Origin of the sequence: Pseudomonas lini (genome assembly GCF_030812475.1) — a bacterium.
Classification (GTDB): domain Bacteria; phylum Pseudomonadota; class Gammaproteobacteria; order Pseudomonadales; family Pseudomonadaceae; genus Aquipseudomonas; species Aquipseudomonas lini_A.
Genome location: NZ_JAUSSR010000003.1, coordinates 442188 through 467838 on the forward strand (window position 1 = coordinate 442188; position 25651 = coordinate 467838).

Annotated in this window: 26 protein-coding genes; 12 read left to right on the forward strand and 14 right to left on the reverse strand. The window is 60.0% G+C overall.

Annotated elements, in window-relative coordinates; all coding sequences use genetic code 11:
- Window positions 1-78: 78 nt before the first annotated feature.
- Genes J2W17_RS08445 through J2W17_RS08455 form a run of 3 tightly spaced genes read right to left on the reverse strand, consistent with a single transcriptional unit; the run spans window position 79 to window position 2650 of the window.
- Window positions 79-1128, reverse strand: a complete 1050-nt coding sequence (locus tag J2W17_RS08445) for an alkene reductase (protein WP_307332151.1) — start codon at window positions 1126-1128, stop codon at window positions 79-81.
- 31 nt (window positions 1129-1159) lie between these two features.
- Window positions 1160-2326, reverse strand: coding sequence for an MFS transporter (locus J2W17_RS08450; RefSeq protein ID WP_307332152.1), 1167 nt, complete (start codon window positions 2324-2326; stop codon window positions 1160-1162).
- A gap of 3 nt (window positions 2327-2329) precedes the next feature.
- Window positions 2330-2650, reverse strand: coding sequence for an ArsR/SmtB family transcription factor (locus tag J2W17_RS08455; protein ID WP_074874210.1), 321 nt, complete (start codon window positions 2648-2650; stop codon window positions 2330-2332).
- Window positions 2651-2821: 171 nt separating this feature from the next.
- On the opposite strand from J2W17_RS08455, the gene J2W17_RS08460 reads away from it, so the two are divergent.
- Window positions 2822-3400: an acyl carrier protein phosphodiesterase gene (locus J2W17_RS08460; RefSeq protein ID WP_307332159.1), complete on the forward strand. Its 579-nt coding sequence runs from the start codon at window positions 2822-2824 to the stop codon at window positions 3398-3400.
- Between the two features lie 108 nt (window positions 3401-3508).
- Here J2W17_RS08460 and J2W17_RS08465 read toward each other — a convergent pair whose 3' ends face one another.
- Both J2W17_RS08465 and olsB read right to left on the reverse strand, forming a co-directional pair.
- On the reverse strand, window positions 3509-4303 hold the full coding sequence (locus J2W17_RS08465; protein ID WP_307332162.1) for a lysophospholipid acyltransferase family protein: 795 nt from the start codon (window positions 4301-4303) through the stop codon (window positions 3509-3511).
- Window positions 4303-5058: an L-ornithine N(alpha)-acyltransferase gene (gene olsB, locus J2W17_RS08470; protein ID WP_307332166.1), complete on the reverse strand. Its 756-nt coding sequence runs from the start codon at window positions 5056-5058 to the stop codon at window positions 4303-4305. Before olsB ends, J2W17_RS08465 begins: the two co-directional genes overlap by 1 nt.
- A gap of 308 nt (window positions 5059-5366) precedes the next feature.
- Here olsB and J2W17_RS08475 point away from each other — a divergent pair, with 308 nt between their 5' ends.
- The 6 genes from J2W17_RS08475 to J2W17_RS08500 all read left to right on the forward strand — a co-directional run bounded on the left by J2W17_RS08475 (window position 5367) and on the right by J2W17_RS08500 (window position 10013).
- Window positions 5367-6461, forward strand: a complete 1095-nt coding sequence (locus tag J2W17_RS08475) for a serine hydrolase domain-containing protein (protein ID WP_307332169.1) — start codon at window positions 5367-5369, stop codon at window positions 6459-6461.
- Window positions 6458-6787, forward strand: a complete 330-nt coding sequence (locus J2W17_RS08480) for an amidase (protein WP_307332172.1) — start codon at window positions 6458-6460, stop codon at window positions 6785-6787. Before J2W17_RS08475 ends, J2W17_RS08480 begins: the two co-directional genes overlap by 4 nt.
- 161 nt (window positions 6788-6948) lie before the next feature.
- On the forward strand, window positions 6949-7539 hold the full coding sequence (locus J2W17_RS08485) for a YceI family protein (RefSeq protein WP_307332175.1): 591 nt from the start codon (window positions 6949-6951) through the stop codon (window positions 7537-7539).
- 1 nt (window position 7540) lies between these two features.
- Window positions 7541-8698, forward strand: a complete 1158-nt coding sequence (locus J2W17_RS08490) for a phospholipase D-like domain-containing protein (protein ID WP_307332177.1) — start codon at window positions 7541-7543, stop codon at window positions 8696-8698.
- A 371-nt stretch (window positions 8699-9069) separates the two neighbouring features.
- Entirely contained in the window at window positions 9070-9555 is a 486-nt protein-coding gene (locus J2W17_RS08495) for a glutathione peroxidase (RefSeq protein ID WP_307332180.1), read from the forward strand.
- Window positions 9552-10013 carry a MarR family winged helix-turn-helix transcriptional regulator gene (locus tag J2W17_RS08500; RefSeq protein ID WP_307332183.1) on the forward strand — a complete coding sequence of 154 codons (462 nt, stop codon included), beginning with the start codon at window positions 9552-9554 and terminating at the stop codon, window positions 10011-10013. The genes J2W17_RS08495 and J2W17_RS08500 overlap by 4 nt, the downstream gene beginning before the upstream one ends.
- On the opposite strand, the gene J2W17_RS08505 is transcribed toward J2W17_RS08500, so the two are convergent.
- Window positions 9997-12318: a hybrid sensor histidine kinase/response regulator gene (locus J2W17_RS08505; protein WP_307332185.1), complete on the reverse strand. Its 2322-nt coding sequence runs from the start codon at window positions 12316-12318 to the stop codon at window positions 9997-9999. The two genes, J2W17_RS08500 and J2W17_RS08505, sit on opposite strands and share 17 nt — an antisense overlap.
- Before the next feature lie 163 nt (window positions 12319-12481).
- Between J2W17_RS08505 and J2W17_RS08510 the strand changes: the two genes are divergently transcribed.
- Together J2W17_RS08510 and J2W17_RS08515 are read left to right on the forward strand one after the other, a co-directional pair.
- Complete coding sequence (locus J2W17_RS08510; RefSeq protein WP_307332188.1) at window positions 12482-13372, forward strand: ATP-binding protein; 891 nt, start codon at window positions 12482-12484, stop codon at window positions 13370-13372.
- Complete coding sequence (locus tag J2W17_RS08515; RefSeq protein ID WP_307332191.1) at window positions 13369-13851, forward strand: GAF domain-containing protein; 483 nt, start codon at window positions 13369-13371, stop codon at window positions 13849-13851. Before J2W17_RS08510 ends, J2W17_RS08515 begins: the two co-directional genes overlap by 4 nt.
- Window positions 13852-13861: 10 nt before the next feature.
- Here the strand turns inward: J2W17_RS08515 and J2W17_RS08520 are convergent, their stop codons facing one another.
- The 7 genes from J2W17_RS08520 to J2W17_RS08550 form a co-directional block, all read right to left on the reverse strand.
- Window positions 13862-17509 (reverse strand): transporter substrate-binding domain-containing protein, encoded by a 3648-nt coding sequence (locus tag J2W17_RS08520; protein WP_307332195.1) that lies wholly within the window; start codon window positions 17507-17509, stop codon window positions 13862-13864.
- An 8-nt stretch (window positions 17510-17517) separates the two neighbouring features.
- A complete protein-coding gene (locus J2W17_RS08525; RefSeq protein WP_307332197.1) occupies window positions 17518-18144 on the reverse strand; it encodes a response regulator transcription factor in 627 nt (208 codons plus the stop codon).
- A 253-nt stretch (window positions 18145-18397) separates the two neighbouring features.
- Window positions 18398-18790: a response regulator gene (locus tag J2W17_RS08530; RefSeq protein ID WP_307332199.1), complete on the reverse strand. Its 393-nt coding sequence runs from the start codon at window positions 18788-18790 to the stop codon at window positions 18398-18400.
- Window positions 18791-18968: 178 nt separating this feature from the next.
- Window positions 18969-20297: a deoxyguanosinetriphosphate triphosphohydrolase gene (locus tag J2W17_RS08535; protein WP_307332201.1), complete on the reverse strand. Its 1329-nt coding sequence runs from the start codon at window positions 20295-20297 to the stop codon at window positions 18969-18971.
- Window positions 20298-20448: 151 nt separating this feature from the next.
- On the reverse strand, window positions 20449-20790 hold the full coding sequence (locus J2W17_RS08540; RefSeq protein ID WP_307332204.1) for a hypothetical protein: 342 nt from the start codon (window positions 20788-20790) through the stop codon (window positions 20449-20451).
- Window positions 20787-21176, reverse strand: coding sequence for a phage holin family protein (locus J2W17_RS08545; protein WP_307332208.1), 390 nt, complete (start codon window positions 21174-21176; stop codon window positions 20787-20789). Before J2W17_RS08545 ends, J2W17_RS08540 begins: the two co-directional genes overlap by 4 nt.
- Before the next feature lie 2 nt (window positions 21177-21178).
- Entirely contained in the window at window positions 21179-21493 is a 315-nt protein-coding gene (locus tag J2W17_RS08550; protein WP_064676500.1) for a DUF883 family protein, read from the reverse strand.
- A gap of 305 nt (window positions 21494-21798) precedes the next feature.
- Here J2W17_RS08550 and J2W17_RS08555 point away from each other — a divergent pair, with 305 nt between their 5' ends.
- On the forward strand, window positions 21799-23007 hold the full coding sequence (locus tag J2W17_RS08555; protein WP_307332213.1) for an ammonium transporter: 1209 nt from the start codon (window positions 21799-21801) through the stop codon (window positions 23005-23007).
- Between the two features lies 1 nt (window position 23008).
- On the opposite strand, the gene J2W17_RS08560 is transcribed toward J2W17_RS08555, so the two are convergent.
- Complete coding sequence (locus tag J2W17_RS08560; protein ID WP_307332216.1) at window positions 23009-24721, reverse strand: cation:proton antiporter; 1713 nt, start codon at window positions 24719-24721, stop codon at window positions 23009-23011.
- 209 nt (window positions 24722-24930) lie between these two features.
- Here J2W17_RS08560 and J2W17_RS08565 point away from each other — a divergent pair, with 209 nt between their 5' ends.
- Together J2W17_RS08565 and J2W17_RS08570 are read left to right on the forward strand one after the other, a co-directional pair.
- Window positions 24931-25167, forward strand: coding sequence for a glutaredoxin family protein (locus J2W17_RS08565; RefSeq protein ID WP_307332219.1), 237 nt, complete (start codon window positions 24931-24933; stop codon window positions 25165-25167).
- Between the two features lie 161 nt (window positions 25168-25328).
- Window positions 25329-25649: a transcriptional regulator gene (locus tag J2W17_RS08570; protein WP_307332411.1), complete on the forward strand. Its 321-nt coding sequence runs from the start codon at window positions 25329-25331 to the stop codon at window positions 25647-25649.
- The last annotated feature ends 2 nt before the right edge of the window (window positions 25650-25651 follow it).

Here is a 25651-nt window from a genome sequence, read left to right on the forward strand (position 1 = left end):
CACCGGGATTGCGTGAATAATCACAAAAAAGCCCCGGCTCTTTCGAGTCGGGGCTTTTTGCATTGCAGAGACTGGCGCTTACATCACCGGGTAGTCGATGTAGCCCACCGGCCCCTTGGCGTAGAACAACTCAGGGCGGGCCTCGTTCAACGGCGCATCAGCCTTCAAGCGTGCTGGCAAATCGGGATTGGCAATGAACGGCACACCGAAGGCGACCGCATCGGCCTTGCCGCTGGCCAGCCAGGCGTTGGCACTGTCTTTGGTGAAGCGTTCGTTGACGATGTACGGGCCGCCGAAGGCTTCCTTGAGTTGCGGGCCGAGGCTGTCGCCGGCTTCTTTTTCCCGTGAGCAGATGAAGGCGATACCCCGCTTGCCCAGTTCGCGAGCGACGTAGGTGAAGGTTTCGGCCAGGTTGTCATCGCCCATGTCATGGGAGTCGGCGCGCGGCGCCAGGTGCACACCGACGCGGCCGGCGCCCCAGACTTCGATTGCGGCATCCGTCACTTCCAGCAACAGGCGCGCCCGGTTTTCCAGGGAGCCACCGTAGTTATCGGTACGCTGGTTGGTGCTGCTCTGCAGGAACTGGTCGAGCAGGTAACCGTTGGCGCCGTGGATTTCCACGCCGTCGAAACCGGCAGCCTTGGCATTTTCGGCACCCACGCGATAAGCGTCGACGATGTCGGCGATTTCAGCGGTTTCCAAGGCACGCGGGGTCGGGTAGTCGGCCAGTGGACGAACCAGGCTGACGTGACCCTTGGGCTGGATGGCGCTCGGTGCGACCGGCGCTTCGCCGTTCAGGTATGACGGGTGGGAAACCCGGCCGACGTGCCACAGTTGCAGGAAGATCTTGCCGCCCGCGCCGTGGATCGCTTTGGTCACGTTGGTCCAGCCACGTACCTGGTCGTTGGACCAGATGCCCGGGGTGTCCGGATAGCCGACGCCCATCGGCGTGACCGAGGTGGCCTCGCTGAGGATCAGGCCGGCCGAGGCGCGCTGCACGTAGTATTCGGCCATCAGCGCGTTCGGCACCCGGCCTTCGTCGGCGCGGCAGCGGGTCAGCGGCGCCATGATGATGCGGTTGGCCAACTCGAGGTCGCCCAGTTTGATTGGATCGAAAATAGTCGTCATAAAAGTACAACCCTCGTGAGGTATCAGTTGATCAGTAGGTAGCAGGGGCCAGTTCGGGATTGCCGCGCTGACGGAAAGTAATCAGGGTCACCAGCAGGGCGAGCACCGCCAGTGCGGCTGCCGCGAGAGGCACGCTGGTCAGGCCGAAGCCGTGGGCAATGACGCTGCCGCCGACCCAGGCACCGAGGGCGTTGCCGATGTTGAAAGCGCCGATGTTCAGGGTCGACACCAGGTTCGGTGCGGCCTTGCCGTAGGTCACGACATTCACTTGCAGGGCGGGTACGGCGGCAAAGCACGCGGTCGCCCAGAGGAACAGGGTGATTTCGGTGGGGATCAGCGCGACGCTGGTCCAGGTCAGCACCGTAGAGATCACCGCCATCGAGATGAAGACGCCGATCAGCGTGGCAGCCATGCTTTTGTCCGCCAGCTTGCCGCCGATGATGTTGCCGACGGTCAGGCCGAGGCCGATGAGCATCAGGGTCCAGGTCACGCCTTTGGGCGAGACGCCGGTGACATCGCCGAGCAGCGGGGCGACATAGGTGAACAGGGTGAACACGGACGCCGCGAACAACGCCGTCATGCTCAGGGACAGCCAGATCCCGGCACCCTTGAGCGCGCGCAGTTCGGCGCGCATGTCAAGCTTCTCTTCATCGCGCTTGGCCGGCAGGAAGCGGATCAAGCCGATCAGCGCAATCACACCGATCACGGTCACGGCCCAGAACGTCGAGCGCCAGCCGGCTTCCTGACCGAGCGCGGTGCCCAGTGGAACGCCGAGCACGTTGGCCAGGGTCAGGCCGGTGAACATCAAGGCCACGGCCGAAGCGCGCTTGTTCGCCGGCACCAGGCCTGCCGCCACCACCGAACCGATGCCGAAGAACGCACCGTGACACAGGGCAGTGACCACCCGGGCGAACATCAGCACGTTGTAGTCACTGGCCACTGCACAGAGCAGGTTGCCAACGATGAAGATGCCCATCAACGCTACCAGGGCGGCCTTGCGTGGCAGCCGGGAGGTGGCCAGTGCCATGAACGGCGCACCGATGGCCACGCCCAGGGCGTAACCGGTCACCAGCCAGCCGGCGCCGGGGATCGACACACCAAGGTCGGCCGCCACATCGGGCAGCAAGCCCATGATGACGAACTCGGTGGTGCCGATGGCGAAGGCGCTAAGGGCCAGGATGAGTAGCGAGAGGGGCATTGTTCAGTTCCTTGTCGGAGCGCTGAGCTCCTTGACGATGGCGTCGAGGAACGCCTGGATCACGTCCTCGTTGCGTTTGAAGAAGTGCCATTGACCGGCTTTCTGGCTGCTGATCAGCCCCGCACGCTGCAAGGTCGCCAAGTGAGCGGACACGGTCGACTGCGACAGGCCGCAGCGTTGGTCGATCTGTCCGGCACAAATGCCGTACTCGTGGTTGTGCAGCTGTTCCGGGAACTGTGTCTTGGGATCTTTCAGCCAGATGAGGATGTCTCGGCGTACTGGGTGTGCCAGCGCTTTTATTATTTCGTCGAGGTCGATGGTCATGGGATTGGGCTCGTGATGAGTAAAACGCTATATCGCGATGAGGCGAACTTTAAATCGGTACTTCGCGATACACCAATATGATTTTGGTCTGATGACCGTATAAATCGGTATATCGGGTTATAACGATACGTGGGTTGTCCAGATACAAAGCTGCAGTGCTAAGCTGCGTCCATGAATTATCTCGCACATCTGCACCTCGGTGGTCAGCGTCCCGGTCAATTGCTCGGCAGCCTGTACGGCGATTTCGTCAAAGGACGGCTGCAAGGGCAGTTCGATCCGGAAATCGAGGCGGCCATCCAGTTGCATCGACGCATTGACGTCTTTACCGACCGCCATCCGTTGGTGGATATCTCCCTGTCGCGGTTTTCCATGACGCGTCGGCGTTATGCCGGGATTGTGCTCGACGTGTTTTTCGACCATTGCCTGGCGCGGGACTGGACGCTCTACTCGGACCAGCCGCTGGAGCGGTTCACCTCGGATGTGTATCGGGTGCTGTCGGCGGAGCCACAATTACCGGAGCGGTTGGCGAGGATCGCGCCGCACATGGTGGCCAATGACTGGTTGGGGTCTTACCGGGAGTTCGCGGTGTTGGAGCAGGTGTTGCGCGGGATTTCGCGGAGGCTGACACGGCCGGAGGAGCTGGCGGCGGCGATGCAGGAGTTGCGGGGTTTGTATGAGCCTTTGAGCGATGACTTTCGATTGTTCTATCCACAGCTTCAGGATTTCGCCCAGAACCACCCAGCGACTTAAACCCCCCTGTAGGAGCTGGCTTGCCAGCGAAGGCGGCGTGTCAGTCAACACATGTATTGGCTGATAGACCGCCTTCGCTGGCAAGCCAGCTCCTACAGGACGGTGGTGTTACGCCGCGATCAGTTCGCCGGTACGCCGCGGCTCCGCTGGTTTCGCCACTTCCCCAAACAACGCCTTTTGCACCGCCTGCTGCGCTTCAAACGCCAGCGCGGCCCGCTCGCGACCTTCGCAGGCGATCGGCTTGAGCAGATGAATCTCCACCTCGCCCCGATCATTGGCAAACAAACGCATCAAGTGCGAAAGCAAATCATCATCGCCAATGAAGGGTGCCAGGGAGTCCAGCTCACCGTCTCGCAGATAACGAATCGCCACCGGCTGCAGCTTCACTTCGGAATCGATCGCCGCCGACAGTAAACGACCGTGGAAGGTGCGCAGCGAGCGTCCATCGGTGGTGGTGCCTTCCGGGAACATCAGCAGCGGATGTTCCTGCGCCAGATGGCGGGTCATCTGTTTGCGGATCAACTGGCTGTCGCCCGACCCGCGACGGATGAACAGGCTGCCGGCCTTGGCCGCCAACCAGCCCGCGACGGGCCAGGTGCGCACTTCGGCCTTGGACAGGAACGACAGCGGCGTGAGCATGCCCAGCAGCGGGATGTCGGTCCAGGACACATGGTTGCTGACCCAGAGCATCGGCGCTTTCGGCAATTCCCCATGCACGGTCACGCGAAAGGGCAGGGCATTGCCCAGGCGCGCCATGAAGAACCGCGACCAACGCTGGCGGCGGACCATCGAATGGGCGATCCCCAGGCGTTCGAACAGCCCGAACACGCCGGCCATGGTCAACCCCAGCGCTACCACCACCAACACTCGCGCAATCCGCGCGTACACCCGCAACCGGCTCATCACACAGCCGCCTTGAAGTGCCTGGCGTAACGCGGGCAGAGTTCGTCGCGCTTGAGCAGGATGAATACGTCGGCGACCTGGAAGTCTTCGTCCCAGCACGGCTCACCGCAGATTTTCGCCCCCAGGCGCATATAGGCCTTGAGCAGCGGCGGCATTTCGGCGATGACGTTGGACGGAATGTCCAATGCCGGCAGCGGTTTTTTCGGTTCGGCCCGCAGGTGTTCGGTGCACAGGTAACGTTCGCGCAGGCGCTGCATGATCGCGTGGGCCTGGATGCCGCCGTCCTGCATGGGGATGCTCGCGCAACCCATCAAATAGCTGTAGCCACCCTGGTTCAGCACGTCGGCCAGTTCACCCCAGAGCACGGCGATGGTGCCGCCGTTGCGATAAGCCGGGTCGACGCAGGTGCGGCCGATTTCCAGGATCGGGCCTTTCAAGTGGACCAGGCCATGCAGGCTGAATTCTTCTTCGCTGTAGAACTTGCCCAGCGAGCTGGCGGCCGTGTGATCGAGCAAGCGGGTGGTCGCCACCAGGCGCCCGCTGTTCAAGTCACGCACGCCGATGTGGGCGCAGTGAACATCATAGTCATCCATGTCCAGTCCCAGCTCCGCGCCTTTGAGCCTGGCGTTGAATTCGCCGCTGAACACGTTGAAGCGCAAGGCCTGGGCTTCCTGCAAGGCCTCGGCGCCCACCAGGCGTTCGGCTTGCAGGCGGCGTTCATTGCCGGTGTCGCTGATGCGGGCGATCTGAGTCATTGCGAGTCTCCGTACGGGCTGTTCACCCGTCGTGGGTAGCAGCCGATCGACTTTCTTTATGCAGCCGTGTTGTGCAAAGTCAGGCTATGTAGCCCCGGTGTCATCGCCATGAAGCTTTGGTGATGCTTATATGACAGCCTGCAAGGAGCCTCTTCGCTGGCAAGCCAGCTCCTACAGGGGATCTGTGAGCAACACGAAACCCGTGTAGGAGCTGGCTTGCCAGCGAAGGCCTCATGGGCGCCGCAAATTCCAAAACTGTCATCAAGCTCCACTAACCTCAGCAGGGCCAATCCCCCCGAGCCCCCACCATGTTCAAAGGCTTGCCCCTGCTTTTCCTGCTGCTGCTCAGCCTCCCGGCGCACGCCGAAAACTGGCCTGGCGCTCAATGGGCGACCGGCCCCGCAGTCACCGGCCCGGCGCTTCAAGCCCTGGAGGCTTACGCCTTTCCACCCCGCGACGACAACACCCGCCAAGGCATCCGCACCGATGCCTTGCTGGTGATCCGCGACGGTCAATTGATCTACGAACGCTACGCCGGCCCAACCACCGCCAATACCCCGCACCTGACCTGGTCCATCAGCAAAAGCCTGATGGCCACGGTCTTCGGCGTGGCTTATGGCGAGGGCCTGTTCAACCTGCAGGATCCGGTGTCGAAGTTCTATCCGCCGCTGCACAGGCATCCCGCCATGACCCTGGCCGATCTGCTGCACTGGGCGTCGGGGCTGGACTGGCAGGAAGACTATGAATACGCACCGTTGAAGTCGTCGGTGGTGGCCATGCTCTACACCCGAGGTCACCGGGATATCGCCGCGTTCACCGCTGGCCACGACAACTATGCCCGGCCCGGCCAGGCCTTCCGTTATTCCAGTGGTGATACCAATCTGCTGTCGGCGGCGTTGAAAACCATCGTCGGTCCGACCCGGTATCCGGACTACCCGTGGACCGCACTGTTCGAGCCTTTGGGGATTGACCGCGCGGTCTGGGAAACTGACGCCAGCGGCACCTTCGTCGCCTCGTCCTATGCCTACCTCACCGCCCGGGACCTGGCACGGATCGGCCTGTTGATGGCCCGCGACGGACGCTGGATCGATCGACAAGTTTTGCCCAAAGCCTGGGTTGCCTTTAACCGCGAACCTTTCGCCGGCTATCAGGCCCATCAGGACGAAGCAGTGCCAGGCGGCCATTGGTGGCTCAATCGCTCGATAGAGGGTGGCGCAACCCCCTGGCCCGACGCCCCCGGCGACACGTTCGCCGCCCTTGGCCATTGGGGGCAGGCGATGTATGTGATTCCCGGCGAACATTTGGTGATCGTGCGCTACGGCGATGATCGCGACGGCAGCTATCGACACAACGAATTGCTCAAGTTCGCGCTCGAGGCCTTTGTCGCGAAGGTGCAGCCATGAACCGCCACGGTTTTGTTCGTCGCCGACCGTTCTACACGTTGTTGTGGGTCCTGTTGATCGTCTTGTTCGCCTGGGGCTGGCAGGAGCGGGTGGCGCTGTGGGCCTTCCCGGACATCATCAGCGCCTACACCGCCAAGGAATATTGCTCATGCCGTTACGTGATGGCTAACGATGTCGAGTATTGCCACGGTTACGTGAAGCAGTGGTTGCCCGTCAGCGGGTTCACCGATGACGCGGCGAGCAAGCGCGTGACGGTCAGCGGCATGGGGCGCAGTAATAGCGCGCAATGGCTCGGCGAACACCAAGGCTGCCGCCTGAATCCCTGATGGGTCGCTCTTTTCAGGAGCCGGCTTGCTGGCGATGGCGCCCGAGAGATCGCTATCGCCAGCAAGCCGGCTCCTACCGGTGCGATCTTTTGATCTTCACGGTTTGCAATGAGCCCACGGCCAGTTAAGGTTCGCTCAGGTTTATCTGCCCATGAGTCTCTATGTTCAACCGCCCCCTCTTCAAAACCCTCGCCTTCCTGCTGCTGGCCGGCACTGCATTGTCAGCCCAGGCCAATTGGTACCTGGACGGCGAGTCCTCGCGGCTGTCGTTCATCAGCACCAAAAACACCAACATCTCCGAAGTGCAACGTTTTCTGGTACTGCACGGCAAGGTCAGCCCCACGGGCCTTGCCGAGGTGGAAGTGGAACTGGAATCGGTGAACAGCGGCATCCCCTTGCGCGACGAACGCATGCGCAAGGAGCTGTTCCAGATCCAGACATTCCCCGAAGCGTTGATCACCACGCAAATCGATCTGCGCCCGATCAACGACCTCGCGCCCGGTGCGCAACTGGAATTGCGATTGCCGTTGACGGTCGACCTGCATGGCAAGCAACACCAGTACAACGCCGAACTGCTGGCGACCCGCCTTGATGATCGACGCTTTCAGGTCGTGACCCTCGAGCCGCTGGTGATCAACGCCGAAGATTTCGACCTGGCACCTGGCCTGGAAAGCTTGCGCAAGGTCGCCGGGTTGTCGGCCATCAGTCTGTCGGTGCCAGTGGGTGCGGTACTGATTTTCACGGCGCGCTGACATGGCCGGTGCAATTTTCCCCTGGCGTGAAGGCAATGCTTTTGAACTGCTGGTCGACGGCCCGCAGTTTTTTCCGCGGATGCTGGTCGCGATTGCCCGCGCCGAAGAACAGGTAGAGCTGGAGCTGTACCTGGTGGAAGCTGGCGCCTGTGCCGAGGCCATGGTCCAGGCGTTGGTCCAGGCCGCTGAGCGCGGTGTGCGGGTACGTTGCCTGTTCGATGATTACGGCAGTCTGGCGTTCACGCTGACCATGCGACAGCGGCTGATAACGGCGGGTGTCGAACTGCGATTCTACAATCGCCTGAGCTGGCGCCGCTGGGTGGGCAATTTCTATCGCGATCACCGCAAGCTGTTGCTGGTCGACCAGTGTCTGGCGGTGGTCGGCGGCACAGGCGTGACCGATGAATTCTGGACACCGGGTGAAGACACCAGCGAATGGCACGAAGTGATGGTGGAAATCAGCGGCCCGCTGGTCATTGACTGGCAGTTGCTGTTCGATCGTCAGTGGATTGCCAACCGCCATCGCCGTGCCTGGAAACCGGCATCGAACTTCGGCTTGCCGCGTCTGCCGCGCGTGCCGGCCATGGGCGAGGGCATGGGCCGGGTCGCGTATGCCGATGCCCGTCAACACCGGGACATCCTGCAATCGCTGATTCGCGCACTGAACAGTGGCCAGCGGCGGATCTGGCTGGCCACCCCGTATTTCTTGCCAACCTGGAAAGTCCGTCGCTCACTTCGCCGGGCGGCCGCCCGCGGCATCGACGTGCGCCTGCTGCTGACCGGGCCGCGCACCGATCACCCATCGGTGCGCTACGCCGGGCATCGCTACTACCCGCGATTGCTCAAGTCCGGGGTGAAGATCTTCGAATACCAGCCGTGTTTCCTGCACCTGAAAATGGTGCTGGTCGACGATTGGGTGAGCATCGGCTCGTGCAACTTCGATCACTGGAACCTGCGTTTCAACCTGGAAGCCAACCTTGAAGCGCTGGATGCAGGGCTGACACGTGCGGTGGCGGCGAGTTTCGAGAAGGACTTTGCCCTGAGCCAGGAGGTCAGCCTCGAGTCGTGGCAACGCCGGCCGTTATGGCGGCGGGTGAAGCAGAGGGTGTGGGGGTGGGTGGATCGGCTGGTGGTGAATGTGCTGGATCGGCGGGGCTGAACCCAATCTGCATAACGCCCTTGACCACTGTGGGAGCGAGACCGGCTTGCCGGCGAAGAGGGCATGCCGAGCACTAGCGAGGCACCGAACGACAGGGGCAAAAGCCCTTGGTTACTTGGGGCTCTTCCCAGTGACTCGCCGTAAGGGCGAAGCCCTAAGTGGCCGTTACCGCAAAAATGGATATGTGCACGATCAAACGAATGCGCCAACCATACAGACGCCATCGCGAGCAAGCTCGCTCCCACAGGAATCGAGTCCAGTATGGAAGATCCGGATGTACCTGACAGACACCAACAATCGATTTATTAAATTGCACACAATTCAATTGCTCGCTATCTTTATACAACCTGCCTACCTTCAGAGTCCAGATCATGAGCGACAACCTGCTGAGCATCCCCTGCACCACCATCAAGGGCGAGCAAAAGACCCTGGCGGATTACGCCGGCAAAGCCGTACTGGTGGTCAACACCGCGAGCAAATGCGGCTTCACTCCGCAATACAAAGGGCTGGAAGAACTGTGGCAGACCTACAAGGATCAAGGCCTGGTGGTGCTCGGCTTTCCCTGCAACCAGTTCGGCAAGCAAGAGCCGGGTAACGAAGGGTCGATTACCGAGTTCTGCGAGTTGAACTACGGCGTCAGCTTCCCGCTGTTCAAAAAGATCGAAGTCAATGGCACCGACGCCCATCCACTGTTCGTGCAATTGAAAAAGCGCGCACCGGGCGTACTGGGTTCCCAAGGCATCAAGTGGAACTTCACCAAGTTCCTGATCGGCAAGGACGGGCAGCTGGTCAAGCGCTTTGCGCCGGCGACCAAGCCGCAGGACCTGAGCCGCGAGATCGAAGCCCTGCTCAAATGACTACCTTGTCCGTCGATTCCCTGAAGCTCGACAGTCAGCTCTGCTTCAAGTTGTATGCCGCGTCCCGGGCGGTCATCCGCGCTTATAAGCCGATGCTCGATCAGCTCGGCCTGACCTACCCGCAATACCTGGCGATGCTGGTGTTGTGGGAGTGGCAGGAAGCGACCCCGGAGCAGCCGACGGTCAAGGCGTTGGGCGAACGCCTGGCGCTGGATTCCGGCACGTTGACACCGCTGCTCAAGCGGCTTGAGCAGTTGCAACTGGTGCAGCGTCAGCGTTCGGCGCGGGATGAGCGTGAAGTGCACCTGAGCCTGTCACCCCATGGCAAGGCGTTGCGCGCCCGGGTGGGGCCGCTCAAGGCGCGTCTGTTGTGCGACAGTGGTGTCGATCTGGATCGCCTGAATGATCTGCGTGAAGGTCTCGATCATCTGTTGGGCCAGATCAAGGCACTGTCGTAGCCGGCATCCACAAGTCCAGCAGGGCGGCCAGCTCTTCGCGGCGGAACGGTTTGGCCAGGTAGTCGCTCATGCCCGCTGCACGGCAGCGTTCGCGTTCTTCGGACATCGCATTGGCGGTCAGGGCGACAATGGGCAGCTGTGGCCAGCGCCCGCTGCGCCGGATTTGCCGGCTGGCTTCGTAACCGTCCATCACCGGCATGTTGCAGTCCATAAGCACCAGATCGAACTCACCGTGCTCGAGTTGATCCAGCGCTTCGCCACCGTGCGCGGCGACGATCACCTCGCAGCCAAGTTTGCCAAGCATGCCCTTGGCCACCAGTTGATTGACCGGATTGTCCTCCACCAGCAGCACCCGTCCGCGTCGCAAAGGTGAAAGATTATCGAGCCGGGCATCGCTGATGATGCTGATGTCCGGCTGCAGCACCCGACGCAGTGTCTGATACAGCGCATTACGCGCCAGAGGCCGCGCCTGTTGCTGCAAGGGCGCCAGGGCGCTGGCTTCTTTGCTGGGCAGGAAACTGCCATAGGCGGTTACCAGCAAAATCGGAGCAGGGCAGGTAGGCCGCAGGCCGAACAGGCATTCGGGGCAGTCGGTGATGACCACATCCGGGTCGAGTCCGATCAACGAGTCGTCCATCGATCGTTGCTGATACTCCAGGCCCCAACCCGGCAACAGGCTCTTGAGCAGTTCCGCCAGGCCGCTGCTGGCGGCGGTGATCGCGATGACCTTGCCCGTTAACTTTGCCGGCGTCAGGGCGCGGGTGTGGCAAGGCAGCGGCAGGTCGGCGCAGAACTGACTGCCGAAACCGGCTTCGGAGCTGATGGTGAGGCGTCCTTGCATGGCTTCGCAGAGGTTGTAGGTCAATGCCAGGCCCAGGCCGGTACCGCCAAATTGCCGGGTAATGCCGGCACCCGCCTGGGTGAAGGGCTGGAAGATCTTGACCTGGGCGTCCTGGGCAATACCGATGCCGGTGTCGCAGACCTCGATTCTGACGCCGTCCCCGAACGTGGACAGGCGCACATCGACCCGCCCGAAGCGGGTGAACTTGAGGGCGTTGGACAACAGGTTGCTGACAATCTGCCGGACCCGCGTAGGGTCACCGAGCACCAGCGCCGGAAAGTGCGGATCGATCAGGCAGGTCAGTTCGACGCTCGGTGCCGCGTTCTGCGACAGCAGGTTGGCGGTGTCTTCGATCAGCGAGCCGAGATCGAATGGAATGTGTTCGAGCTCAAGCTGGCCCGCGTCGAATTTCGACAGGTCAAGTATATCGTTGAGCAATTCCACCAGCACTTTGCCCGAGTCGTGGGCAATGGACAGCTGTTGTTGTTGCTCGGCATTGAGCGGCCCGTCCAGTGAGAGCGCGATCATCCCCAGCAGTCCGTTGAGTGGGGTACGGATTTCGTGGCTCATGTTGGCCAGGAACGCCGAGCGCGCTTCGGCCATGTCCAGGGCAGTGCTGCGGGCGACTTCCAGTTCCTGGTTGGATTGACTGAGCCGGGTGTTGATGGCCTTGAGTTCCGCGGTCCGCGCCGACACGATGTTTTCCAGTTGTCCGAGGTAGTCGGTCAGACGGTTTTCGGCATTGCGTCGCTGGTGGATTTCGGTGGCGATGTTTTCGAATTGCTGGTTGGCGACTTTGACCAGCACGCCGATCTCGTCGTTTTCGTGACCGGCGGGGCACTCCAGCGACGTCGGTTCGACACTGCGCGGATCACGGCCGCTGAGTTCACGGATCACCCGTACCAGGGGTTTGGTCAGCATCACATAGAACAGTGCAAGCAGAATGCCGGTCAGCAGCAGGCTCCGGGCGAAGCCGTTGAGCAGGGTCACTTCGGCCCGCCGCAGGAACCGGCTGCCAAATGAATAGGTGTCGACGTCCAGGCGCAAGGTGCCGAGGGATTCGGAGGGTAAATGATCCAGGTACAGTCGGTCTTCGAAGTGACGGTTGGCGCCAAACAGGAAGTCGCTGATCAGCCGATACCCGCTTTGCAGGCCAGGGCGTTTGACTTTGGCCAGCACCGTGCCGTTGTTGTCGGTCAATTGCGCGCCGATGATGGCGGGCGAGCGCAGCAGGCCCAGGGTCAGTTCCTGGGCGAGTTCGGCGTCGATGTTGTAGGCGATGCGCGAAGCGGGGTTATGACTGATTTCCAGCAATGACTGGATTTCGCGGTTGATGGACGCGTCTTCACTGGCATAATCGATGCCTATTTGCAGCAGACTGAGCAGCGTGCCCAGGATGAAACCGACCAGCACGGTCAGTCGGGCTTGCTTGTAGGACAGCCGGTTGGTGAACTTGATATCCATGGGGTGTTGAACCACTTCCGTTTCCCTTCGCTGCTCAAGCATAGTCGATCATGCATGGATCCCGATGGTCCCGCGCAACCCTTGTTCCTGGGTTAAACAGGACATCGTACTGTGTTGGGTCGCTGTAACGCACCATTACTTTGAACGTGTCCGAGGAGAAGACGTGGATTCCCGATTGAATGCTTTTCTTGAACGCGCCGATGCCGTGCTGGCCCGTATCGAACCGCTGCTGCCCGCACCCCGGCAAACCATCGACTGGACACACTGCCTGGCCGCCCGCTGGCAACGCGAAGGGCGCAGCGGTTTTCTGTTGCCGCTGCAAGTCAGCCTCGACACGCGTTTGTCCGACCTGATCGGCGTCGACCGGCAAGTGGAACAATTGGGACGCAATACCCAACAATTCCTCGACGGCATGCCGGCCAACCACGCCTTGCTATGGGGCTCGCGTGGCACCGGCAAATCGTCCCTGGTGCGCGCCTTGCTGGCCGAACACGCCCAGGCAGGGCTGCGGCTGATCGAGATCGAACGCGATCACCTGGCAGACTTGCCACGCATTGTCGAACAGATCGCCAAACTGCCCCAGCGCTTCGTGCTGTTTTGCGATGATCTGTCGTTCGAGTCGGGCGAGGGTGATTATCGCGTGCTCAAAAGTGTACTCGACGGTTCTCTCGAGCAGGCGCCGGACAACGTGCTGCTCTACGCGACCTCCAATCGTCGGCACCTGGTACCGGAAAAAGAAAGCGATAACCAAAACTGGAAAAGGGTCGACGGTGAACTCCATCCCAGCGAGGCGGTGGAAGACAAGATCGCCTTGTCGGACCGTTTTGGCTTGTGGCTGTCGTTCTATCCGTTTACCCAGGAGCACTTCCTCAACGTCGTTGAACACTGGATCGGTCAACTGGCCGACAAGGCCGGCCTCGAGTGGCAGCGCAATGAAGAGCTGGACATTCTTGCCGTGCGCTGGGCTACGGGCCGGGGCAATCGCAACGGACGATGCGCCTATCAATTTGCCCGTTATTGGGTCGGGCTCAAGCTGTTGGAGCACAAGGCATGATCGATTTACACAAAAGCGGCCAGGGTCTCGAAGGCTACGGCATGTTGTGGGCGCAGCTGGAATCATTGCTGGCGGATGAGCGGGATTTCATTGCCAACGCGGCGCAGTTTTCGGCGTTCCTGTACAACCAGCTCGATGATTTGAACTGGGCCGGATTTTACCTCAACCGCAATGAGGAGCTGGTGCTGGGCCCGTTTCAAGGCCAGATCGCCTGCGTACGCATTCCATTCGGTCGCGGTGTGTGCGGGACGGCGGCGGCGACCTTGAAAACCCAATTGGTCGAAGACGTGCACGCGTTCCCGGGGCATATCGCCTGTGACAGCGCGTCCAATAGCGAGCTGGTCGTGCCGCTGGTCAAAAACGGTCGGTTGATCGGCGTGCTGGACCTCGACAGCCCGAAGCTCTCCCGGTTTACCGCTGAAGATCAAGCCGGTATCGAACAACTGGCGGCGATTTTCCTGCGCCTGACTGACTGCTGATCATCAAGGGTTAAGCCTCTTTCATTGTGCTGTTGTCTTTTTGTGGCAGTTGCTGTTGCAGCGCCTGCTCCAGTTCGAGCATGGCGCTCTCCACGGCATTGCTGCACTCGGTGACTTTGGCGCGATGGAACGCTTCATGGCAGGCGCTCTCCAGCGCCTCGCAGTTGTGGATCAGGCGAGAGGCCTGGACGATTCGGGCCGCGCCCTTGATTTTGTGAGCGATATCGAGGAATGACTGCCGGTCCCCGGATGGGGTCAACGCCAGCAGCGCTTGTCGATCCAGCCGGTTGCTGTTGAACAGTTCGGTCAACAGTCGCTGTTCCAGAACCGGGTTGCCCCCCGTCAACTGGTGCAATCCTTTGAGGCTGAAGGCCGGCTCGCGGACGGTGGGCTCGATGCCTTCAACCCATTGGCTCAACGCCGTCAGCGTCAGGGGCTTGAACAGGCAGTCGTCCATGCCGGCCTGTTTGCAGCGCTGGATCTCTTCCGGCTGGGCGTTCGCGGTGAACCCCAGAACGGTACAGGGCGGGCCTGGCATGTGTTGCTCCTGTCGGCGAATGGCGCGTGCCAATTCGTAGCCATTCATGATTGGCATGTTGCAATCGACAATCACCAGGTCGAACGTCTGTGCTTGCCAGGCCTTGAATCCGGCCTCGCCATCCGCCGCGACACTGAACCGGTGCCCAAGAAATTCAAGCTGCTGGCACATGAGCAAGCGATTGGCCGGATGATCGTCGACCACCAGGACGTTCAGGGGGGACCTTGTGGCATGGATGGGCGCTTCAACGGCCTCAGGGCGCTGCTCCCATGGCAGCGTTGCCAGGCACAGCGACACCTGGACCCGAGTGCCGACACCCGGCTGACTACTCAATTGCAGGCTGCCGCCCATCATCTCGCACAGACTGCGACTGATCACCAGGCCGAGCCCTGCGCCACCTCTGCTTGACCGCTCACAATGATCGGCCTGAGCGAAAGGTTCGAACAGCCGTTGCCGATCCTGTTCGCTGATGCCGATGCCAGTGTCCCGAACATCCAGCAACATCCGGATGCGCTCGGGTTCATCGGTGGGTTGCAGGTCGACGCTGACCCTGACCTGACCAAGCTCTGTGAACTTGATGGCGTTGCTGACCAGGTTGGATAACACCTGTTTGAAGCGCAACGGGTCCAATACGACATCGACCCGCGGATTGGCAGGGTGAAACTCCAATAGCAATTCAAGATTTTTCTGACGCGCCAGTCCTTCGAAGATCCGTATCACCGAGGTCACGATCTCACACGGGTTGACGCGCTCCGGACTCAGGCTCAGGCGCCCGGACTCGATCCGCGCGATATCGAGAATGTCGCCGATCAATTCGAGCAAATCTTTTGCCGAGTTGTACGCTACATCGATCGCCGGACGGTCCGGGTGCTGGTGATCGATACGCTTGAGCGTCAGTTCCAGCATGCCGATGACCGCATTCATCGGTGTGCGGATTTCATGGCTCATGGTCGCCAGGAACGTGCTTTTGGCCCGGTTGGCTTCATCGGCCCGTTCTTTCGCACAGCGCAGCTCATCGAACAGTTGCCGCCGCTCGCTGATGTCGACCCAGCCGCCGATGATGCCCCGCACTTCGCCGCTTGAATCGCGGTAGGGGATAATCCAGTGGTAGATCGTCAGCCTGCGTCCACCTATGTGCAGGGGCCGGTCGAGAATCAGCGGTATGCCCTCGTCCACGACCCGCTGGTAGTCGGCTTGATATTCCCGGGCTTCGAACGCATTGCTCATGGTGCCCTGCATGACGCTCTTGCCGATGACCTCTTCACGTTTCGCGCAGAAGGCTTCCAGGTAGCTGTCATTACAGCTTTGCAGCAATCCTTGCCGATCACGCACATAAATGGGATGCGGTGTGCCGTTGACCAGTGATCGCATGAATTCGAATTGATCGTTCAATGCACGCTCGGCCGCCTTGCGTTGCTTTATCTGGCGACGCATATAAGCGTTCCAGGCCACGGAAATCAGCAGCAGCACGCCTGCTCCGATGACGATCTGAAAAAACAGTCGGTGGTAATTGCGCCAGGGATTTTGCGAGGTCGCCGAATAACCACGCCAACGACTGTTGATGATGCCCAGTTCTTCCGGCGTGATGCTCAGCAGCGCCTTGTCGAGGATGGCGTTCAGCTCGCGGGCGTCCCGACGGGTCGCCAGGGAAAATGCCGCCTGCCGGGTTCCCAGGGTGCTGCTGATCCGCAGCGTGTGCTCGAAAATCCGCGATGACAGGAAGTAGTTGGCAACCACCAGCGAGCTCACCGCACCCTGTACCTTGCCTTCGGCCAGCAATTCCGCGGCGCTGAAGGTGTCCGCTGTTTCAATCAGCTTGATTTGCGGGAACTCGCGGCGCAAGTCATCCACCATGGGATTGCCTTGAGCGATGGCCAGGCGTTTGTTCTGAAATTGAGCAAGGTTAGTCGGGCTCCCGGCGGATTTGCGGGTCAGCAGGATGAAGGAATTTTGCAGATAGGGACGGGTGAAGCTCAGGCTGGCTTCACGCTGCGCGCTGGGGAGCAGGGCGGCGATCAGGTCGGCTTGTCGGGTGGTGACCTGCTCGATCATCTCGCCATCGCTGCGGCTGCGCTGGATGTCGAAGCGCAAACCGGTACGCAGCCTGATCAGTTCGAGCAGGTCTGCGGTAATGCCTCGAAAGTTGCCGTCGTTGTCGAAAAATGTCAGCGGTGCAAACGCCTCGTTGACCACCACGCGCACGACCGGATGCTGCGCCAGCCAGCGTTCTTCGTTGTCGCTGAGCTGCAGTTTTTGATCGGTGAGCAGAATGTCGCTGCCGGCGCTCCAGCGCTTGGCAATGTTTTCTCTTTCGCTGGCGGGCACGGCGATGAGCATCGCATTGATAATCCCGAGCAGTTCGGGATTGTTCCTGTTCACGGCAAAGCTGAAGCCCTGGGCTTCGTGTTTGCCGAAATTGGCCATGCGGATGTTGTTCAGGTAGCCCTTGTTGATCATGTAGTGGGTTGAAATCGTATCGCCGAGGAAGACGTCAGCCTGGTCGAACGCCACTGCATTGATCGCATTCTGATAGGACGGATAGGAGGTGATGATTGCCTTGGGGTAGACGGCCCTGACGTCCTCCAGCGGCAAATAGTGATACACCATGCTCAGCCGCAAACCGGCGAGGCCATCGCTCAGGGACCTGTTTTCGTCCTCCCGGGTCACCAGCACCGGTTGATCCACGGCGTAGGGTTCGGACAGAACGATGTCCAAGGCATTGTGAGCTTCAAACCCATTGGCAGTGCCGAGCAGGTCGACCTCGCCCTTTTCGAGTGCCTCGATCGCCGCCCCCCGGGACTCGAAGCGCTGGACCTTGATGGCCAGACCGGTGGATTCGCCCAGGATGCCGGCATAGTCGGCGGTGTAACCTTCATACTCGTGACCGCTGACGGTCAGATCGAAGGGCGGGTAATCCGGGGCCGAAGTGCCGAGAACCAGTTGACCCTTGTTCTTGATCCATTGTCGTTGGAATTGATCCAGTTGGACTTCCATGTGTGCGGCCGACGAACGACTGAGCAGGGTGAGACTTTGGCTGGAGGTCTGTGCAGCGGGCACCGAGGTGCTCAGGCTCAGACCAGCGACCATGAGTATCAGATAGTCCTTAAGGCAACCGGGCATCCTGCTTCTCACACTAATGCGTTACGTTTTGCCATCTCGATGAGTTCAACCAGGGATTTGGCCTTGAGTTTTTGCATGAGTCGTTTTTTATATGTACTGACCGTCTTGTTGCTGAGAAACATGCCTTTGGCTATTTCCTTGTTGGTACGGCCTTGGGCAAAAAGTTGCAACACCATCAGTTCGCGATCGTTCACCGCCTTGAACAATTCCAGGTCGGCATAATGCGCATCATCGCCACGAACAGGACTCAGGGCCTGACTCGGATAATAGTTGTAACCAGACAATACTGCCTTGATGGCACTGACCAGTTCACTCAGTTCTTCCTGTTTGCACACATAGCCGCAGGCGCCGGACTGCATGCAGCGAATGCCGAAAAGTTTTGGGCATTGGGCCGTTAGTACCAATGTTTTTATCGGCGTACACATTTGGTTGAAGCGAGCGAGAACTTCCAGTCCGTCCAGTTTGGGAATACTGATATCGAGAATGACCAGGTCAGGCATGCATTCGCGAATCATCTGCATGGCATCGACCCCATTATCCGTTTCGCCGACGACGTTGTAACCTTCATGTTCGAGCAGCATTCGGACGGCAAGACGGATGACAGGGTGATCGTCGACGATAAAAACGGAGTTCATAATCAAATCCCATACGAGCGCGAATAAAGCGCGCACCTTAGCTCAGATAGTTGAGGTGACGCATGAACTGACGGACCTGCTGCAGCAATATAGGAAGATTCCTACAAGTGAAAGAGATTAGGACTACGTATCAACTGGATTTTTTGTGGAGAAGGTGGCAGTGGCAGTTGTTTAGAAGAAGGGTTTGAGCTTCTATTCCAGAAGTTGCAGATCGTACTCTGGTCGGGACGCTAGTGTCGTGATTTGAACTTTTTTATAGTCGATCCAGGGTCAACAAATTTAGAAATTCGGATTGTTTCAACGGCTTGACCAGACAACCCAGCAATGGAAGCCGGTGTTCGTTGGCCAGTTGTTTTAATCCATCCAGTTCAGCAGGTGCCAGGCTGCTTAGCAGTATGGCTTGCCTGATCAACCCCTGGTGACTGGCGCACGCGATCAACTCGAGGCCGGAAAGGTCGGGCAGACATTGATCGCACAAAAGAATATCGAAGGGTTGCGCAGCCCTGAACATCTGTTGCATCGCGCCTTCGGCACTGTCGGCAGGGGTCAATTGAGTGAAGCCGTAGCTCTCGAGCAGGCACTGGGTCGCCCTGAGCTGAAACGGGTGGTCTTCTACCAGCAGGATGCGCAGATCGTCTTCGAACATAGGATTACTCACGCTTAATCGAGCACAGTGGAGTGTGATTATTGAGCGAAAATCCCGAACAGACGATCAGTACATTTACCCCGAGCTGTAGGGGGATTCAGCGAGCGTTGAATGTACTTGGATTTAAAGTATCGATCGGCCATGTCGGGTGTCGCAATGGTCGATCGATCGGTGCCTGTCAATGGTTGGCGCGACCGGTCATTTCCAATGCCATGTCACTGGCATAGCTGTCGGTCATGCCCGCGATGAAATCGATCATGCGCAGAAACGAGGTGTGCAAGGGACCGCAAGGATCGGGCGCATTGTTACCCAACAGATCGAGGATGCGCCGGCTCTTGAAGGAGGGCGTGCGTCCGTTGTGCTGTTCCAGCGCCGCGCCGCAGAAGGCATTGAGCAGGATTTCCAGCGTGGTGTAGGCGCCGATTTCGTGCAGGGTCTTGCGCTTGTCCTGGAAGATCTTTTTGCGCGCCATGTCCTTGGCATTCAACACGCATCGCTTGGCGGGGCCATGCATGTGCTCCACCAGATCGCCGGGCAGCAGGCCCGCCAGCAACGCGTCCTGCTGCTCGACAAAGGCGCGGGCCGCGGCATTGGTCAGATGCTCGATGGCTTTGCCCCGCAGGATCGCCAGTTTGCGCCGGCGTGAGTCCTGCGGACCGAGCTGGCGATAGGTTTCAGGCAAATCGTCACCCACCAGGTCCAGCAGCAGGGATTCGACTTCGGCATACTCCAGCAACTCCATCTCCAGGCCGTCTTCCAGGTCGATGAGGGCGTAGCAGATGTCATCGGCGGCCTCCATCAGGTACACCAGCGGGTGACGCGCCCAGCGCTGCTCCTCGAGTTGCGGCAGGCCGAGTTTCAGGGCGATCTGTTCCAGCAGTGGCAACTCACTCTGATAGCAGCCGAATTTGTGTTTCTTGTAGCCCAGTGAGTCCGCGTGTTTTGCCGTCCATGGATACTTCAGATAAGTACCCAGGGTGGCGTAGGTCAGCCGGGTGCCGCCGTCGAACTGGTGATATTCCAGCTGAGTCAGTACCCGGAAGCCTTGGGCATTGCCTTCGAAATTGAGGAAATCATCGCGTTCGACTTCGCTCATGGCATCCAGCCAGCCACGGCCGGCGGCTTGCTGGAACCAGTGCCTGATGGCGTCTTCGCCGGAATGGCCGAAGGGCGGGTTGCCGATGTCGTGGGCCAGGCAGGCCGATTGCACGACCATGCCCAGGTCACTGGGATCGCACCAGTCGGGCAGGGCGCTGCGGATGGTTTCACCGACGCGCATGCCCAGCGAGCGGCCGACGCAACTGACTTCCAGCGAATGGGTCAGGCGCGTGTGGATGTGATCGTTACTGGAGACTGGATGAACCTGCGTCTTGCGCCCGAGGCGGCGAAACGCCCCTGAAAAAATGATGCGGTCGTGGTCTTTGTGAAAAGGGCTGCGGCCGAGTTCTTCCGGGCTGTGCAGTGGCTTTCCGAGGCGTTCGCGGGTGAGCAAAGTTTGCCAATCCAAGGCTGGTTCTCTCCGTCAGGTGACTGAATCCATAGCTTCCGGGTTCGCGCCATGGCCTGCAAGGGAAAAACACCCACGGGCACACCGGGATGAACGCCTTGCTAAAGAAGTTCATCCCGGTGCCGTGGCAAGCATGAAGCCAGGTAGTGCCCTAATGGTTGCGCGACGAGCCTTGCATGACCAGCTTGATCAGCGGACCCAGTGTCGTCCCCAATCGAACCAGGCGCGTCAGGCTGCTGGTGCCACCACTCTTGGCACCCTTGCCGGTCAGGAAACCCAGCAAGGTCACGGCCGCCATGCCCCAGAGCGGGGCGTGCTTGATGCCGAAGCCCCCCTGCAGGTTCTGCGTCATCCCACGCACGCGCTGCAGGGGTTGCAACAGTTGCGCGGATTCATGGCGGATTTCCTGGCGATGCATTTCCATGCGCAGGCGAATCAAGGCCTTGCGCATTTCCGTGCGTGAATTGTTATGAGGCAATGCAGGCAGGCTCATGGCAGCAGGCGCTCCCGATCATTGGCCAATTCTTCCAGTGTGCCGTGAAAGGGCGAGGACTCATCGAAAATCGCCGCTCTCAAGCGCATCGCGCAGAAGATGGCCGCGAGGGTATAAAACACGCAAAGTCCGATGATGGCCGGCAGGCGATAGGTGTCCCAGAACAGGATCAACACCAGCGTCGACAAGCCCACCAGCAACAGCAAGGCAAACACCAGCGCCAGGCCGGCGAACAGCAACAGGCTGACAGTGCGGGCCTTTTGTTCCTGCAACTCGATGCCGAACAGTTCGACATGGCTGTGCAGCAGTCCAAGAAAAGCGGCACCGAGGCGTCGCGGTGAGGAGCTAGGGCCCGTCGCGGACGAGCCGGGTTCGCCGATCGCCATGATCAGCGCCGGGTGGCCAGCAGGCCAATCAGGAAGCCCACACCCGCCGCTATCCCGACCGATTGCCACGGGTTGGCCTGAACATAGTCTTCAGTGGCAGTCACGGCGGCCTTGCCGCGTTCGCGCAGGGAGTCTTCGGTCAGTTTCAAGGTTTCCCGGGCGCGCAGCAGGCTGTCATGGATTTGCGAGCGCAATTCATCGGCCTGATCTCCTGCCAGTGTCGCCGTGTGTTCCAGCAACCGCTCGGTGTCGCTGACCAGTGTTTGAAAGTCATTCATCAGAACTTCTTGAGCAGTCTTTGCCTTGATGCTGGCCATTGGTGAATCTCCGTAAGTGGCGTCTGTTGCGTTCGAGTATGAGCCTTGCGTGAAGGTTCAGTACAAATGACTGGTACAACTTTTGCTACGTCGTGGTGCGTCCGCCTGCGCCCTTGCGCTGTTGCCGGGCATGATTCGGGCGAAACCTTATCTCAAATAAACAAAACTCGCGCAAAGGCTCCAACCTTGTGCGCCAACGTGGCTCATCGGATCCCTGTGACGATCCGAAAAGGTTGCAACTTGGTGCATGAATCGCCTGCGCGAACCGCTTTGGTGCTTTTTTAGCCTTCAGGTCTGCCAATCCCATGGAAAATCTGCAAAGCGCTGTGGACGGTCTGGTCCATAGCTCCAACACGTTGTTCATTCTTGGCGGCGCGGTCATGGTGCTGGCCATGCACGCCGGTTTTGCCTTTTTGGAAGTCGGCACGGTTCGACAAAAAAACCAGGTCAACGCCCTGGCGAAAATCCTCAGCGATTTCGCGATTTCGACCCTGGCCTATTTCTTTATAGGCTATTGGATTGCGTATGGGGTCACCTTCATGCAGCCGGCGGCGGTGATCAACGCCGATCATGGCTACGCATTGGTGAAGTTTTTCTTTCTGCTGACGTTTGCCGCGGCGATCCCCGCGATCATTTCCGGCGGAATCGCCGAGCGGGCCCGGTTTGTCCCGCAGTTATGCGCGACGGCCTTGATCGTGGCGTTCATCTATCCGTTTTTCGAAGGCATGATCTGGAACGGCAACTTTGGCTTGCAAGCCTGGTTGCTTGAACGTTTTGGCGCCGGTTTCCATGATTTCGCCGGCTCGGTGGTGGTCCACGCCATGGGGGGCTGGCTGGCACTGGCGGCGGTGTTGTTGCTCGGGCCACGCAATGGTCGTTATCGCGACGGAAAACTGGTTGCGTTCGCGCCCTCGAGCATTCCTTTCCTGGCATTGGGGTCGTGGATCCTGATCGTCGGCTGGTTCGGTTTCAACGTGATGAGCGCGCAAACCCTGCAAGGGCTCAGTGGCCTGGTGGCGGTGAATTCGCTGATGGCGATGGTCGGAGGCACCGTGGCCGCGCTGATCGTCGGGCGCAATGACCCGGGCTTTCTGCATAACGGCCCGCTGGCCGGGTTGGTGGCGATCTGCGCCGGCTCCGATCTGATGCACCCGGTGGGTGCGCTGGTGACCGGTGCCGTTGCCGGTGCGCTGTTTGTCGGGTGCTTTACCGCCGCCCAGGGCAAATGGAAAATCGACGATGTCCTGGGAGTGTGGCCGTTGCATGGCCTGTGCGGCGTCTGGGGTGGAATCGCCTGTGGCATTTTCGGCCAGGTCACATTGGGCGGTCTGGGCGGGGTCAGCCTGATCAGCCAATTGATCGGTACCGGGCTGGGCGTGGTGGTGGCGCTGGTCGGTGGCTTTGCCGTGTATGGCGTGATCAAGGCGTTCCATGGCCTGCGCCTGAGTCAGGAAGAAGAGTATTACGGCGCGGACTTGTCGGTGCACAAGATTGGCGCCGTCAGCCAGGACTGAGTCAATGTTCTTCATCGTCTGCGCCGGGATAAATACCGTGCAACAGGCGATAGCGGTCGTGCCGGATCTGGTCGGCGCGCTCCTGCACCTGATGGGCGGGCAGCCCCAGCATGATCAGCGCGTGGGAAACCAGCATCAGGCTCGACTCCAGCAGTTCCGGCACCACTTCGCTGGCGCCGGAAGCCTTCAACTCGGCGAGTTGACTGTCATCGCGGGTACGCACCAGGATCGGTACGGTCCCATTGAGTCGCCGCGCTTCCTTGAGGATCAGTAAGGCGATGTCAGTCTGATCCACGGCGATCACCAGCAGCCTGGCGCGCTCCAGGCCTATCGCGACCAGCAGTTCACCGCGGCGCGAGTCGCCATAGTGCACACAGGTTTCATCCACGGCGGCTTCCTGGACGCGCACCGGGTCAGTATCCAGGGCGATATAGGGTTGCTGCGCATTGCGCAGTGCGCGTCCGATCGACTGGCCGACGCGACCATAGCCACAGATCACGACATGGTGATGCAAGTCCGCGTTGAGCGCGCTGATTTCCTCGAGTTTCGCTTCTTCGTTGGGCTTGCGGTGCAGGTACGTTGCGATGCGGGGCGCTGCACGCAACAGCAAAGGCGTCAACAGCATCGAGCAGAAAGTGGCGGCGAGCAGCAGGCCGCCAAAATCGGCGGGCATCAGTTTGTTTTGCTGCATCTGCGCCATCAGCGCAAAACAGAATTCGCCGCCCTGGGCCAGTGCCAGACCGCTGCGCCAGGCGGTTTCGCCATCGCTGCCACGCCATTTGACCAGAAGCGCAACGATGCTGCCCTTGAGCAGCAACAACCCCAGGGTCAGGCCGAGAATCAGCAGGCCGTGGCTGGCGAACACCTGCAAGTCGATGAGCATGCCGATACTGACAAAGAACAGGCCGAGCAGAATGTCGCGGAACGGACGGATGTCGGCTTCGATCTGGTGCCGGTAGTGGCTTTCCCCCAACAGCATGCCGGCCAGGAATGCACCCAGGGCCGGGGAGAGGCCGAGCAGGTGAGTCAACCAGGCCGTCAGCAGCACGATGACCAGCGCCAGCAGCACGAACAGCTCGGCGGAGCGGGCCGCCGCTATTTCATGGAACAGCCGTGGCAGGATCCAGCGACTGGCCAGCAGCAGGCCGACGAACAACACCACGGTCTTGCCCAGTGTCAGTGGCAGCGCCCAATACCAGGCCTGGTCGCTGCTGCCGGCGAACACCGGCACCATGGTCAGCAGCAACACCGCTACCACGTCCTGGAACAGCAGCACGGCGATGGCATTCTGGCCGTGGCTGCTGAAGATTTCGCCGAGACTGCTCAGCTCCTTGCTGACGATGGCGGTGGAGGACAACGACAAGCCGGCACCCAGCAACAACGCCGGTGTGGTCGACATGCCGAGCAGTATCAGCAATCCGCCAAGCAGTATTGCGGTGCCCAGTACTTGCAGGCTGCCGAGGCCGAACACCACTTGGCGCAACGCGAGCATTTTCGTCAGGGAAAACTCCAGCCCCAGGGAAAACAGCAGGAAAACCACCCCCAGTTCGGCGAGGTCCGGCAAGTCTTCGTTTTCGTGGACCCAATTGAATGCGCTCGGCCCGATCATCAGCCCCACGCACAGGTAGCCCAGCACCGGCGGCAAGCGCAGGCGCTGGAATAGTGCAATCACCACCAGGGAGGCGGCGAAGATGATCAACAGATTGGCGAACACAAAAAACTCCGGCAATGGGTCTGGCTACTCAAGCGTAGAAGTAAAAAAGCTGCGAGCATCCTGCAAGTGTCATTCTGCACGAATGATTTGAGTCAGCAGTTTGCCGACATTTTCTGAAACTCGTCGTTGCTCGAACTCGTGGTTCATTGGCTCGACGGCTTTTGATCACCGGCCTAGAATGAACCCCTACTTTGTCGGGTCTTGTCGTCATGCCTCCTGAATGTCAGCTGTTCGGCACCGTCGGGTGCCATCTGTGTGAAGTGGCCGAAGCCATGCTGATGGAATTTGTCGAGCGCGGCCTGCTGGTGGAGCTGGTGGATATCGCGGACGACGAAACCTGGTTCGAAGCCTACAGCCTGCGGATTCCGGTGTTACGGCGGGTCGATACCGGCGCGGAGCTGGGCTGGCCGTTCAGCGCCGATCAGGTGGTGGCGTTCCTTCGTTGATCGGACGCTATCGGCGACGATCCACCCGTCGCCGTTCTGGTTTCTTCCATTGGCGAAAAGCAGGTTAATCGGCTACTGTATGTTCATACAGCTATTCCGGTTGCCTGCCACGCGCCCTTTGCGAAATTGGGCAGGCGATCCCAGAAGTGAGAGGGATGAACTTGGTCAATGTCGAACAATTGAAGAACAGCGTGAACCGGATGTCGGCGGACGTGGTGCGCGAGGCCGTCATCGAATTGCGTCTGGATGGCCTGGTCACCGAAGGCAAAACCCCCTTTAATAAATTGCATTTCAACACCTGTTTCGCCGAAATCGAAGCCCTGTTCCAGCGTGCTGGCTATCACAGGCAGCTGGATGTGGTGGGTTATCAGGGGTTGTTGTATGCCCTGTATGACCCGGCTCGCTGGGAGGCGGTCGACGTACTGCGCTGGCTCAAGGAGTTTACCGACGCGGCAGCGCAGACCCGCTCGATACCGGCTTGAGG